This is a genomic window from Paracoccus zhejiangensis (assembly GCF_002847445.1).
In the GTDB taxonomy this organism is placed as follows: domain Bacteria; phylum Pseudomonadota; class Alphaproteobacteria; order Rhodobacterales; family Rhodobacteraceae; genus Paracoccus; species Paracoccus zhejiangensis.
Genome location: NZ_CP025430.1, coordinates 355,011 through 368,323, shown reverse-complemented (window position 1 = coordinate 368,323; position 13,313 = coordinate 355,011). Strand labels below are relative to the sequence as shown.

General features: G+C 66.5%; 12 protein-coding genes. 7 read left to right on the top strand and 5 right to left on the bottom strand.

Going from position 1 to position 13,313, the window contains the following annotated elements:
• The first annotated feature begins 9 nt into the window (after positions 1 to 9).
• Entirely contained in the window at positions 10 to 1,353 is a 1,344-nt protein-coding gene (locus CX676_RS01870) for a branched-chain amino acid ABC transporter permease (RefSeq protein ID WP_101751100.1), read from the top strand.
• Between the two features lie 78 nt (positions 1,354 to 1,431).
• Here the strand turns inward: CX676_RS01870 and CX676_RS01865 are convergent, their stop codons facing one another.
• Complete coding sequence (locus CX676_RS01865; protein WP_101751099.1) at positions 1,432 to 2,061, bottom strand: J domain-containing protein; 630 nt, start codon at positions 2,059 to 2,061, stop codon at positions 1,432 to 1,434.
• 68 nt (positions 2,062 to 2,129) lie between these two features.
• Here CX676_RS01865 and CX676_RS01860 point away from each other — a divergent pair, with 68 nt between their 5' ends.
• The 5 genes from CX676_RS01860 to CX676_RS01840 all read left to right on the top strand — a co-directional run bounded on the left by CX676_RS01860 (position 2,130) and on the right by CX676_RS01840 (position 7,794).
• The gene (locus tag CX676_RS01860) at positions 2,130 to 2,396 is read left to right on the top strand and encodes a BolA family protein (protein WP_198590258.1); all 267 of its coding nucleotides are present in this window, start codon (positions 2,130 to 2,132) and stop codon (positions 2,394 to 2,396) included.
• Between the two features lie 51 nt (positions 2,397 to 2,447).
• A complete protein-coding gene (gene glpX / locus CX676_RS01855; RefSeq protein ID WP_101751098.1) occupies positions 2,448 to 3,413 on the top strand; it encodes a class II fructose-bisphosphatase in 966 nt (321 codons plus the stop codon).
• A gap of 69 nt (positions 3,414 to 3,482) precedes the next feature.
• Positions 3,483 to 5,228 carry a single-stranded-DNA-specific exonuclease RecJ gene (recJ, locus tag CX676_RS01850; RefSeq protein WP_101751097.1) on the top strand — a complete coding sequence of 582 codons (1,746 nt, stop codon included), beginning with the start codon at positions 3,483 to 3,485 and terminating at the stop codon, positions 5,226 to 5,228.
• A 62-nt stretch (positions 5,229 to 5,290) separates the two neighbouring features.
• Positions 5,291 to 5,983, top strand: coding sequence for a metal-dependent hydrolase (locus CX676_RS01845; RefSeq protein ID WP_101751096.1), 693 nt, complete (start codon positions 5,291 to 5,293; stop codon positions 5,981 to 5,983).
• Entirely contained in the window at positions 5,980 to 7,794 is a 1,815-nt protein-coding gene (locus tag CX676_RS01840) for an aminopeptidase P family protein (RefSeq protein ID WP_101751095.1), read from the top strand. Before CX676_RS01845 ends, CX676_RS01840 begins: the two co-directional genes overlap by 4 nt.
• 33 nt (positions 7,795 to 7,827) lie before the next feature.
• Here the strand turns inward: CX676_RS01840 and purU are convergent, their stop codons facing one another.
• The 4 genes from purU to CX676_RS01820 all read right to left on the bottom strand — a co-directional run bounded on the left by purU (position 7,828) and on the right by CX676_RS01820 (position 11,852).
• On the bottom strand, positions 7,828 to 8,712 hold the full coding sequence (gene purU, locus CX676_RS01835) for a formyltetrahydrofolate deformylase (RefSeq protein WP_101754078.1): 885 nt from the start codon (positions 8,710 to 8,712) through the stop codon (positions 7,828 to 7,830).
• Between the two features lie 80 nt (positions 8,713 to 8,792).
• On the bottom strand, positions 8,793 to 9,245 hold the full coding sequence (locus CX676_RS01830) for a group II truncated hemoglobin (protein ID WP_101751094.1): 453 nt from the start codon (positions 9,243 to 9,245) through the stop codon (positions 8,793 to 8,795).
• A 33-nt stretch (positions 9,246 to 9,278) separates the two neighbouring features.
• On the bottom strand, positions 9,279 to 10,166 hold the full coding sequence (gene folD, locus CX676_RS01825; RefSeq protein ID WP_101751093.1) for a bifunctional methylenetetrahydrofolate dehydrogenase/methenyltetrahydrofolate cyclohydrolase FolD: 888 nt from the start codon (positions 10,164 to 10,166) through the stop codon (positions 9,279 to 9,281).
• Positions 10,167 to 10,508: 342 nt separating this feature from the next.
• The gene (locus CX676_RS01820; RefSeq protein ID WP_101751092.1) at positions 10,509 to 11,852 is read right to left on the bottom strand and encodes an NAD(P)-binding domain-containing protein; all 1,344 of its coding nucleotides are present in this window, start codon (positions 11,850 to 11,852) and stop codon (positions 10,509 to 10,511) included.
• 165 nt (positions 11,853 to 12,017) lie between these two features.
• Between CX676_RS01820 and CX676_RS01815 the strand changes: the two genes are divergently transcribed.
• Positions 12,018 to 13,310 carry an ABC transporter substrate-binding protein gene (locus tag CX676_RS01815; RefSeq protein ID WP_101751091.1) on the top strand — a complete coding sequence of 431 codons (1,293 nt, stop codon included), beginning with the start codon at positions 12,018 to 12,020 and terminating at the stop codon, positions 13,308 to 13,310.
• The last annotated feature ends 3 nt before the right edge of the window (positions 13,311 to 13,313 follow it).

The following is a 13,313-nucleotide window of genomic DNA, read 5'->3' as shown; positions in this document are numbered from 1 at the left end:
GCCCGAGCCATGTCATCCAATCGTCAAGCCGCTGCCTCCAGCCCCTGGCGCGCGCCGATCCTCTTCGCCATCCTCGCGGTACTGTTCATCCTCGAGGGCACCACCCGCAACGCCATGTTCTCGGGCAGCTGGAACACCTCGCTGGCCATCCTGAACATGGGCCTCATCTCGGCGGTCGTCGCGCTTGGGGTGAACATGCAATGGGGCTATGCCGGGCTTTTCAACGTCGGTGTCGTGGGCTTCCTGGCCCTCGGCGGCCTCGCCCCGGTGCTGGTCTCGCTGCCGCCGGTGGAGGGCGCGTGGAATGCCGGCGGACTTCGGGTGCTGGCGGCGCTGGCCGCGGGCCTTGGCACACTGGCGCTGGCCACGGTGGTCTGGCGGCGCATGGCGCGGGGCATGACCCGTGGCCTTGCCGTGACCGCCGTGCTGATCGTGGGCTTCGTCCTTTACCGCGAGCTTTTCGACCCGGCGGTGATGGCGATCGAGGCCAACCGCTCGGCGCAGTTCGGCAATATCGGCGGCCTCGGCCTGCCGGTTCTGCTGTCCTGGCCCGTGGGCGGCCTTTTCGCCGCCGCCGCGGCCTGGGCGGTGGGCAAGGTCGCGCTTGGCCTGCGCTCGGATTACCTTGCCATCGCCACGCTTGGCATCGGCGAGATCATCGTCGCTGTGATGAAGAACGAGGAATGGCTGGCGCGCGGTGTGAAGAACATCACCTCGATCCCGCGCCCGGTCCCCTACGAGATCGCGCTGCAGCAGAACCCCGAATTCCAGCAGGCTGCGGCGAACTGGGGTTTCCCGGTGGCCGAAGCCTCGGGCATCTGGGTCAAGCTCTGCTACATGTCGCTGTTCCTCGTAGTACTGCTGACCCTGATCCTCCTGGCCGAACTGGCGCTGAAATCGCCCTGGGGCCGGATGATGCGCGCCATCCGCGACAACGAGACCGCCGCCGAGGCCATGGGCAAGAACGTCACCGGCCGTCATCTGCAGGTCTTCGTGATCGGCTCGGCGGTGATCGGCATTGCCGGCGCGATGATGATCACGCTGGACGGTCTGATGGCACCCGGCGGCTACAACCCGCTGCGCTATACCTTCCTGATCTGGGTGATGGTGATCGTCGGCGGCTCGGGCAATAACTGGGGCGCGGTGCTGGGCGCGGTGCTGATCTGGTTCCTCTGGATCAAGGTCGAGGTCTGGGGCCCGCAGTTGATCGGCCTGTTGACTGCCCCCCTGCCCGCCGGCGCGGTGAAAGAGCATCTTCTGGACAGCGCCGCGCATATGCGCTTCATCGCCATGGGCCTGGTGCTGCTCTTGGTGCTGCGCTTCGCCCCGCGCGGACTGGTGCCGGAGAAGTAGACCGGGACCACCGGCAGGAAATGCAAACAGCCGCCGGGCCTCCGGCGGCTGTTGTCATTCCGGGGCGACGAAAAACCCCTATTCGTCGCGGAAATGCCGGCTGTCCTTGATCTGGTCCCAGGCCCAGACCACCTCGGCCAGACGGTCCTCGTCGGATCGGTCGCCGCCGTTCATGTCAGGGTGAAGATCCTTGACCAGCGACTTGTATTGCTTGCGGATTTCGGGCCGGGACCAGCTGTCCTTGGCCTCGAGGATCTCCAGCGCCTTGCGCTCGGTCGGGGGCAGCTTGCGGCTGATCTTGGCGCGCGCTTCGGCGCTGGTGCCGTTGGCGCCCAGAATCTCCATCGGGTCGCTGACGCCGTGCCGCGCCCATTTCTGTTCCTCTGCGGCGCGGCCAAAGGGCTTGGTCGGGCGTTCCCAGACCGTCGCATTGTCCAGGAACTCCTGGAACTCGGCCTCGGACTGGCCCTGGAAATAGTTCCAGTTCAGGTTGTACTCGCGGACGTGATCCTTGCAGAACCAGAAATAGTCATCGAGGTTGCGCGGGCTTTTCGGCGCGCGGTACTTGCCCGGCTCCTCGCAGCCCTCCTTGTCGCAGCTGCGCGTCGAGGTCTCGAAGGCGCCAGACATGCCGCGCCGGCCCTTTGACCTGCGCTTCTTGTCCTTGGCCGCCGAGATATCGAATCCGAACGGGTCGTTATTGGTCATGTTTCTGCACCTTTGCGACTCGGGAACGAGAGTTTAGGGTTTTTCACGGGACATGAAAGGGGTCGAGAATGACGAAACCGCAATTGATCGCGGATGAGATGGCGGAACGGCTGGCGGTGCTGCAGCCCACCCGGCTGGAAGTGATCGACGAAAGCGAGGGCCATCGCGGCCATGCCGGCTACCAGGAGGGCGGGCAGAGCCATTTCCGCATCCGCATGGCCAGCCCGGCGCTTGCCGGCCTCAGCCGCTTGCAGCAGCACCGGCTGATCCACACCACCCTCGGCGACATCGTGCCGCGCATCCATGCCTTGGCGCTAGAGCTTGAAGCCGCGTGACGCTGTGCCTAGAAGGCTGGCAACCCAATCGAGAGCCACGAGGATCAGGTAATGACCGCCCAGAAGGATTTCAACGACCGCATGCTGTCCCTGGGCCTTGCCCGCGTCAGCGAGGCGGCGGCCCATGCCTCGGCCCTGATGATCGGCCGCGGTGACGAGAAGGCCGCCGACCAGGCCGCGGTCAACGCCATGCGCGACCAGCTGAACATGCTGGACATCAAGGGCGTCGTGGTCATCGGCGAGGGCGAGCGTGACGAGGCGCCGATGCTGTTCATCGGCGAAGAGGTCGGCACCGGCAATGGCCCGGCCGTGGATATTGCGCTGGACCCGCTGGAAGGCACCACGCTGACCGCCAAGGACATGCCGAACGCGCTGACCGTCATCGCCATGGCCCCGCGCGGCACGCTGCTGCACGCGCCCGATGTCTACATGGACAAGCTGGCCATCGGTCCGGGCTATGACAAGGACGTGGTCAGCCTCGACATGTCGCCGGCGGAACGCGTGCGCGCGCTCGCTGCGGCGCGCGGTGTGAACGCCGACAACATCACCGTCTGCATCCTCGAGCGTCCGCGCCACGAGGACATGATCGCCGAGGTGCGCGAAACCGGCGCGGCGATCCGGCTGATCACCGATGGCGACGTGGCGGGCGTCATCCACACCGCCGAGGCCGAACTGACCGGCATCGACATGTATATGGGTTCGGGCGGCGCCCCCGAAGGCGTCCTGGCAGCCTCGGCGCTGAAATGCATGGGCGGCCAGATGTGGGGCCGGCTGCTGTTTCGCAACGAGGACGAGAAATCCCGCGCCCGCAAGGCCGGCATCACCGATTTCAACCGCATCTATACCCGCGACGAGATGGTGACGGCCGACGTGATCTTCGCCGCCACCGGCGTCACCAATGGCTCGATCGTGGCCGGGGTCAAGCGCGAGCCGCATTACCTGCAGACCGAGACCATCCTGATGCGCTCGAAAACCGGTTCGGTCCGGCGGATGATCTATCGCAACCCGATCCGCTGATCCGCTGCGGGGCTGAAGCTGCGGGGCGCTGCCCCGCACCCCGGGATATTTCTGCGAAAGAGAAACGGCATGGCGGCATATCTCGGCGTTGAGCAGTCGCTGACCGGACGGCGCTGGATCGGTCCCGATCCGGCGCGCGAACGGCTGGCCGAGGGTCTGGCGCAAACCGCGAACCTGCCTTTGCCGGTGGCGCGGGTGCTGGCCGAGCGCGGCGTGCCGGCGGAGGAGGTCGAGGGCTTCCTGACACCCAAGCTGCGCGACCTCTTGCCCGATCCCATGGCCCTGCGCGACATGGGACCGGCGGCGGCGCGGCTGGTTGCGGCGGCGCTGAACGCCGAGCGCATCGCCGTCTTTGCCGATTACGATGTCGATGGCGGCACCTCCGCCGCGCTGCTGGTCTGGTGGCTGCGCGCGCTTGGCCGGCCCGATCCGACAATCTATGTCCCCGACCGCATCGACGAGGGCTATGGCCCCAATCCCGAGGCCATCGGGATGCTGGCGGGCGGGCATGACCTGATCATCTGCGTCGATTGCGGCACGCTGTCCCATGAGGCGCTGGCGGCGGCAAAGGGGCGCGCCGATGTGCTGGTGCTCGATCACCACCAGGGTGGCGAGACGCTGCCCCCGGCGCTGGCTGTGGTGAACCCGAACCGGGCGGACGAGGATGGGGTTCTAGGCCATCTCTGCGCTGCCGGGGTGGTGCTCCTGGTGCTGGTGCAGGCCGGGCGGCTGTTGCGCGAGGCGGGGCAGACAGAACCGGCGCTGATGGCGCTGACCGATCTGGTGGGGTTGGCGACGGTGGCCGATGTGGCGCCGCTGGTTGGCGTGAACCGGGCCTTTGTCCGCGCCGGTCTGGCGGTCATGGCGCGGCGCGAGCGGCCGGGACTGGTGGCGCTGTCGGATGTGGCGCGGCTCGACGGCCCGCCGAATGCCTTCCATCTGGGCTTCCTCCTCGGGCCGCGCATCAATGCCGGGGGCCGGGTCGGGCGTGCCGATCTGGGGCTGCGCTGCCTGATCGCGCGTGACGCCAGCGAGGCGGCGAAACTGGCCGCTGAACTGGACGAGTTGAACCGCGACCGCCGCGCCATCGAGGCCGCCGTGCGCGAGGAGGCCTTGGCGCAGGTCGAGGCGCGGGGTGATGCGGGCCTGAGCTGGGCGGCGGGCGAAGGCTGGCATCCCGGCGTGGTCGGCATCGTCGCCGCGCGGGTGAAAGAGGCGACCGGCCTGCCTTCGGTGGTGATCGGGGTCGAGCACGGCATCGGCAAGGGCAGCGCACGTTCCGTTCCCGGCGTCGATCTGGGCCGGGCGATCCAGCGGCTGGCGCGCGAGGGGTTGCTGATGAAAGGCGGCGGGCATGCCATGGCGGCGGGGCTGACCGTGGCCGAGGCGGCGATTGCCCCGGCCATGGCGCGGCTGGCCGAGTTGCTTGCCCCCGATCTTGACGCCCGCACCGGCATTCATGACCTGCGCATCTCGGGCCTGATCGAACCCGCCGGCGCCACTATCGAGATGTTCCGCCAGATCGAAGATGCCGGCCCCTTCGGACAGGCCGCCCCGGCCCCGCGCTTTGCCTTTGCCGACATGCTGATCGACAGCGCCGCGACCATGGGCGACAGCCATCTGCGGCTGGATTTCCGCAGCCCCGGCAGCCCGCCGATGCAGGCCGTGGCCTGGGGGGCGATGAATGGGCCGCTTGGGCCGGCGCTGCTCGGCGCGCGCGGGCGGCGCTTTCATCTGGCCGGCAAGCTCGAGATCAGCACCTGGGGCGGGCGCGAACGGCTGCGGCTCAGGCTGGACGACGCGGCGCCGGTCTGAGGCGGCTGGCCCTTCCCCCTCCCCCTCGCTAACCTGCCGCCTGACCCGCGAAGGAGATTCCCATGAAACTGACCTGGCTTGGCCATTCCGGCTTTCGTCTCGAGATCGAGAAGGCAGTGATCCTGATCGATCCGTGGATGAGCGGCAACCCGGTCTTTCCCGCGGGTCGGCGCGACGAGGCCATCAAGGGTGCGACCCATATCCTTCTGACCCATGGCCATGGCGATCATAGCGGCGACACGCTGGCCATTGCCAAGGCCGAGGGCATTCCGGTCGTCGGCATCTATGATCTCATCAGCAGCTGGACCACGCATCAGGGCATCGAGGGCATCGGCTTCAACAAGGGCGGCACCGTCGATCTGGGCGGGGCCAAGGTGACGATGGTCAATGCCTGCCATTCCTCCTCGACCGAAGGCAGCGACGGCCCGATCTATGCCGGCAGCGAGGCGGGTTTCATGATCGCGGGCGAGGGGCACACCATCTATGTCAGCGGCGATACCGACATCATGGCCGACATGGGCTGGATGGGCGAATATCACCGGCCCGATATCGGCATCCTCTGCGCCGGCGGGCATTTCACCATGGACATGGACCGCGCGGCCTGGGCGGCGAAGAAATATTTCGACTTCAAGACCGTCATTCCCTGCCATTACAAGACCTTCCCGCTGCTGGCGCAATCGGCAGAGCCGCTAATCGACGCCCTGCCCGGTGTGACCGTGCTGACCCCCGAAGTCATGGAAACGGTGACGCTGTGAGCGCCTTCCAGCAATTCGAGGATGAAGGTTCGGCAGGCGATCACGCCGCGCGGCTGGCGGGTTTGCGCGGGCAACTGGCCAAGGCCGGGCTGGACGCGTTCATCGTGCCGCGCGCCGATGCCCACCAGGGCGAATATGTGGCCGATGCCGATGCAAGGCTGCGTTGGCTGACCGGCTTCACCGGCAGCGCCGGCTTTGCCATTGCCACGGCGGATCGTGCGGGCCTCTTCGTCGATGGCCGCTACAAGGTGCAGGCGCGGGCGCAGGTCGATACCACGATCTACAGCGTGATCGATTGGCCGGCGACGAAACCCGCCGACTGGCTGCGCGAGGCGCTGCCCGAGGGCGGCACGGTCGGCTTCGATCCCTGGCTGCATACCCGCCGCGAGATCGAGGCGATCCGCAAGGGGCTGGAGGGCAGCGGCATTGCCCTGCTGGCCGCCCAAGCGAACCCGCTGGATGCCGTCTGGACCGACCGCCCCGCCCCACCTGTGGGTCGCGCGCGGATCCATGCGGATGGCGTGGCGGGTGAGGCGGCAGCGGCCAAGCGCGACCGCATTGCCGCGGAACTGCGCAAGGCCGGGCAGAAGACGGCGCTGCTGACCCTGCCCGATTCCATCTCGTGGCTCCTGAACATCCGGGGCAGCGACATTCCCCGCAACCCGGTGGTGCAAAGCTTCGCGCTGCTGGGCGATGACGGGCATGTGGCCCTCTTCGCCGCGCCCGAGAAATTCGACGAGGCGCTGCGCAGCCATCTGGGCAATACCGTCACCATCGCCGCGCCCGATCAACTGGGCGCCGCGCTGGATGCCGCCGAGGGGCCGGTGCGGCTCGATCCCGGCAGCGCGCCGGAGGCGGCCTTCCTGCAACTGGAGCTTTGCGGCACGACCATCGCAGCCGGCACCGATCCGGTGATCTTGCCGAAGGCGCTGAAGAATGCCGCTGAACTCGAGGGGATGCGCGCCGCCCATCGCCGCGATGCCGCCGCCATGGTCAACCTGCTGGCCTGGCTCGACGGGCGCAGCCCCGAGGGGCTGACCGAGATCGACGTGGTGGAAAAGCTGGAGAGCCTGCGCCGCGATCAGGGCATTCTGGATATCAGCTTTGACACCATCTGCGGGGTCGGGCCGAATGCCGCCCTGCCGCATTACCGGGTCAACCGCGACAGCAACCGGCCGCTGGTGGCCGGGGATATCCTGCTGATCGATTCCGGCGGGCAATACGCGGATGGCACCACCGACATTACCCGCACGCTGGCCATCGGCCCGGCGCGCGCGGATGCCATCGGGCCGAATACGGCGGTGCTGCGCGGCATGATCGCGCTCAGCCGCGCGCGTTTTCCGAAGGGCGTCGCGGGGGCGCATCTCGATGCGCTGGCGCGGCAGTTCCTCTGGGCCGAGGGTCTGGATTTCGACCACGGCACCGGGCACGGCGTCGGCGCGGCGCTCTGTGTCCACGAAGGGCCGGCGCGGATCAGCCGGGTCAGCGAGATCGCGCTGGAGGCGGGCATGATCCTGTCGAACGAGCCGGGCTATTACCGCGAGGGCGCCTTTGGCATCCGCATCGAGAACCTGGTGGCGATCCGCAAGGTCGAGGCCGAGCCGGGGCGCGAGATGCTGGGCTTCGAGACGCTGACCCTCTGCCCGATCGACCGGCGGCTGATCGATCTGGCGGTCCTGTCACCCGAGGAAATCGACTGGCTGGATGCCTATCACGCGCGGGTCCGGGACGAGATCGCCCCGCTGGTCGAGGGCGCGGCCCGCGACTGGCTGACCCGCGAAACCCGGCCCCTGCGCGAAACGGCGGCCTGAACTGGAGGGGGCGGAGCAACCCGCCCCGCCCTCTCAGCCCATCAGTTCCGAGGCATAGCTGCCGGGCGAGGCTGGGAAGACCACAGTCTTGTCGCCGTTCAGGAAGACCCGGCGGCGGATATGGGCATGGATGGCGCGGGCCAACACCTGCGCCTCGACATCGCGGCCAAGCGAAACGTAATCCTCGGCGCTTTGGGCGTGGGTGACGCGGATCGTGTCCTGCTCGATGATCGGGCCTTCGTCCAGATCGGCGGTGACGTAATGGCTGGTCGCGCCGATCAGCTTCACCCCGCGCTCATAGGCCTGCTTGTAGGGATTGGCGCCCTTGAAGCTCGGCAGGAAGCTGTGGTGGATATTGATGATCCGCCCCGACATCTTGCGGCAGAGATCGTCCGACAGCACCTGCATGTAGCGCGCCAGCACCACCAGTTCCGCCCCGGTCTCCTCGACCACGCGGGTGATCGCCGCCTCGGCCTCGGGCTTGTTCTCCTTGGTGACCTTGATGCGGTAGAAGGGGATGTCGTGGTTCACCACCACCTTCTGGTAATCCATGTGGTTCGAGATCACCGCCACGATTTCGATCGGCAGGGCACCGATCCGCGCGCGGTACAAGAGGTCGTTCAGGCAATGGCCAAAGCGCGAGACCATGATGATGACCTTCATCTTCTCGGCCTCGTCATGGAAGGCATAGGTCATGCCGAAAGGTTCGGCGATCCCGGCAAAGCCCTCGTCCAGCGCCGTCAGGGCCGCGCCGGTTTCCGGGGTGAAGCTGATCCGCATGAAGAAATTGCCGGTCTCGGGGTCGTCATACTGGGTCGAGTCGGTGATGTTGCAGCCCTCTGCCGCCAGATAGGTCGAGATCGCGGCCACGATGCCGCGGGTCGAGGGGCAGGTCACAGTCAGGCAGAACTTGGTCATGGATTGGTCCTTGCTGGACGGCGCCGGATGCGGGTCCCGGGCAGCCTGTCGGGTCGATTTCGGAGGGTTCGCGATGATGTTCATTCTCTGACGGTCCCGGTTGTGGAGGGGGTGGAGAGGATTGCGTCGGGGAGCATCCCCCAGTCGTGAAGGTCGTTGACCAGCATCAGGCAGATCTTGCGGAACCTGTCTCTCAGCAGGTCGATCTCGGGGCCGCTCAACCCGTTCCGGGCCAGCGCCTTGTCCATGCAGGCGAGCCAGTCCTCGGCATCCTGCGCCCGGATCGGGATATGGCCGTGCATCCGGCGCAGGTCCATGTGGCCGTGCTTTTCGAGGTAGTATCGACGCCCGCCGAGGAACCCGCTGAGGAAGTTGAACTGCTCCTGCCGCGCATGGGCAAGGCCGTGACCGCGCAGGTGCAGCCGGCGCAGGGCCTCGCCCTCGGGCAGGGTCTCGATCAGGTCATAGAAATCCTCGACCAGATGGCGCAGGGCCGGCTCGCCGCCGATGCGGTCAATCATCTGTCCGGTCATGCTGGCCCTCCTTCCCCGGTCATGGCGCGGCCCCTAGGCGGTCAGCCCGGCGGGCGCGTCCAGCCCATTCGCGCGACAGGCGGCGGTCAGGGTATTGGCCAGAAGGCAGGCGATGGTCATCGGCCCGACCCCGCCGGGGACGGGGGTGATCGCTCCGGCCACGCCGGCGGCGCTGGCGTAATCCACGTCGCCCACAAGCACCGGCTTGCCGTTCCGCTCGATGCGGTTGATGCCCACATCGATCACCGTCGCCCCGGGCTTGACCCAGTCGCCCCGGATCATCTCGGGCCGGCCCACGGCGGCGACAAGGATATCGGCGCGGCGGCAGACCTCGGCCAGATCCCTGGTGCGGGAATGGGCGATGGTCACCGTGCAGCTGTCGCCAAGCAGCAGCTGCGCCATCGGCTTGCCGACGATGTTCGAGCGGCCGACGACCACGGCGCTCATCCCCGACAGGTTGCCATGCAGGTCGCGCAGCATCATCAGGCAGCCAAGCGGCGTGCAGGGCACCATAGACTTCTGCCCGGTGCCCAACAAGCCGACATTCGAGATGTGGAAACCGTCGACATCCTTGGCCGCGTCGATGGAATTGATCACCAGATCGGCGTTCAGATGGTCGGGCAGCGGCAATTGCACCAGAATGCCGTGAACTGCCGGATCGCTGTTCAGCCGGTCGATCAGCGCCATCAGGTCCGCCTCGGAGGTTTCCACCGGCAACCTGTGCTCCCAGGAGTTCATTCCGACCTCGAGCGTCTGCTTGCCCTTCGAGCGGACATAGACCTCGCTGGCCGGGTCCTCGCCGACCAGCAACACGGCCAGACCCGGGGTGATGCCATGTTCGGCCTTCAGCCGCGCCACATGGGCCGCGACCTCGGCCCGCACCCGTGCCGCGAAGGCCTTGCCGTCGATGACGCGGGCCATTGGCTGGCTTGCGCTTTCCACGGGAGTCATCTCAAGTTCGGTTTTCAACGCCATGCCGGTCCAACTCCGTCAGCTTGCCTGTTCTCAGGCGGGTCGCGGCCCGCGCGTCAGGCGATTTCATACCATTCCTGATGATAAAATATTATTCGCATTGGTCAAATATTCGATCGCGTGTTTGACCCGAGAATTTGCAGGCCGACCCTGCGCTTTCCACCCTCGCGGCTTGATCTTGCAGGCACAGATCGCGCGCCTTCCGCCGAACAACCAGCATCAGCCCGCAGCATCGCGAGGCGGGGGGCAACTCGCTGCTGCGGACTGATGGGGCTAGCCGGGCGGGGCGGGCTAGTTCTGCAGGTAAGAGACCATGGAATCGTCCAGCGCGTCCTTCCACGGCGTATGGTGGACCGGCGCCATCGTCCCGGTGATGACCGAGCGATAGCGGTGGTTCCTGAAGCCCATGATGTCCTGCTTCTTGTGCTCTTTCCATTCGTAGAAGGCCTCGCAGGCGCCATCCACGTCGAAGCTGGGATAATCGGTCTCGGCGATCAGCTCCTTGACGTAATCGCCCTGGTAATGGATCGCGTCATGCGCATCGACGCCGGCATCCTCGCCGGCCACCCGCGCCGCGACATCCGCCAGCATCGTCGCCGTATCGCTCGGCACCGCGATCCGGCCCATGATCGCATCGCGCACCCACCAGGCTTGCGCGTCGAACATGTTGAAGGTGAACCACTGATCCTGCATGCCGAGATAGAAAAGCTTCGGGTTATAGACCCAGACCACCCCCTTGTAGAGATCGGCCGCCGCCAGCCGGTTCGCGGTCTTCAGCCGCAGATCGTCGGGCAGGAACGGGAAATGGTGCTTGTAGCCGGTGCAGAGGATGACCGCATCGACCTTTTTCGAGCTGCCATCGGCGAAATAGGCGGTGGATTCGTCCATCCGCTCCAGCTTCGGGACCTCTTTCCAGTTCTCTGGCCAGTTGAAGCCCATCGGCGCGTTGCGATAGGCGACGGTGATCGACTTGGCGCCGTATTTCCAGCATTGCGAGCCGATATCCTCGGCCGAATAGGATGACCCCAGCAGCAGCAGGTCCTTGCCGGCAAACTCGCGCGCGTCGCGGAAATCATGGGCGTGCAGCACCCGGCCATTGAAGCGGTCGAAGCCCGGGTATTCCGGCACGTTCGGCACGGAGAAATGGCCCGAGGCGACGATCACGTTGTCGAACTCTTCGTCATACATCCGGTCGTTCTTCAGGTCATGGACGGTGACGGTGAATTTCTCGGTCGCGGGGTCAAAGTTGACCATGCGCACGGTGGTCGAGAAGCGGATCCAGTCGCGCACCCCGGCCTTCTTCACCCGGCCCTCGATATAGTCGAACAGCACCGCGCGCGGCGGGTAGGAGGCGATCTGCTGGCCGAAATGCTCCTCGAAGGCATAGTCGGCGAACTCCAGCCCCTCCTTGGGGCCGTTCGACCAGAGATAGCGATACATCGAGCAATGCACCGGCTCGCCATTCTCGTCGAGCCCGGTGCGCCACGTATAGTTCCACAGCCCACCCCAGTTCGACTGCTTCTCGAAGCAGACGATCTCGGGGATCTCGGCGCCCTTCTGGCGGGCCGACTGGAAGGCCCGAAGCTGCGCCAGACCGGACGGACCGGCGCCAATCACCGCGACTCGCTTGTTCATGAAGAACCTCCTATTGGTATGGACCAATTGTGATGATTTGGTGCTTTTGGTTTGAACCAGATTGGCCAACTGGTCTATATTCTGTCAATCAAAATTTTTGCCTCTCGGTGGACGAATGCAGAAATCTGCTCGCCATTGCCGAAAAAACCGGATCAGACTGCGGCGATGACCAGCGCGAGCTTTGCACAGAGACTGGCGATCAGGGGCGCCCTGCCCCGGCTGTCGGCCGGGGTCGAGGACACCATTGCCATCGGCTTCCTCGCGCCGCTGACCGGGCCGGTGCAATCCTGGGGCCTGCCGGGGCTGAACGGCTGCCAGATCTGGACCGACAGCATCAATCGCCGGGGTGGCCTGGACCTGGGCGGGCGGCGCCACCCGGTGCGGCTGGTGCCCTTCGATTGCCGCTACGAGCCGGAACGGGCGCAGGCCGGGGTGCGCCGGCTGGTGCAGGAGGATGACGTCAGGCTGCTGCTGACGCTTGGCGGCGATACGCTGGCGCCGATCATCGACTATTTGACCGACCGCAAGCTGCTGACCGCGACGCTGCTTCCCAGTGACCTCTCGCCCGATACGCCCTACCTGATCGCGCCAAGCGAGACCCACCCGGTCTATACTGTCACCGGCGTCGACTGGCTGGCCCGCAACCGCCCCGATCTACGCCGGATCGCGCTCTGCAGCCAGACCGATGCGCTTGGCCTGCCCTCGCTCGCCACCTACCGCGCCGCCTCGGCTGCGGCGGGCCTGACTGTGGTCAAGGAAATACGCTACGACCCGCAGGATCGCGATGCCACGGGGATCATCGCCGCCATGCTGGAGGGCGCGCCCGATATCCTCTGCTTCTGCACCAGCACCACGCCGATGGTCCACGCCCTGACCGAGGCCGCCCATGCCGCCGGTTTCCGGGGGCAGTTGCTGTCCTGCACGCTCGATTCCTATGACCGGCTGATCGACCGCACCTCCCCCGACCTCATGGAGGGGTTCGTCTTCCAGTTCCCTGATTTCGACGATCCGGCGCTGTCGGAAAAGGCTTTCTTCTTCAACCGCCCAAAGGATTTCTTCGACGAGTACCAACACCGCTTTCCCGGCAGCTGGAGCGCGGTCTCGTGGGAATATGCCGCGACGCTGGACATCTGGCGCGCGGCGGCGGAACGGGCGGGCACGATCAGCTCGCTCTCGGTGCTGGCGGCGATGAAGCAATCGGGCCGGGTCATGCACGCCTTTGGCCGCGCCGCGTGGTGGGGCGCGGATATCTTTGGCATCGACAATGCACTGGTCGGCGACTGGCCGGTGGTGCAATTGCAGGGCGGCAAGGCGCGGATCGTGGAGTTCGGCTCGGTCCCCGACTGGCTGGCCCGGCATGGCGCGCTGCTGAAGGCGCAGATGACGGAACTGGGCCAGATGTGGGATCAGCGGCAGGTGCGCGCCAATGCCCGGATCGCGCTGGACCGGCGGGGCTGACCG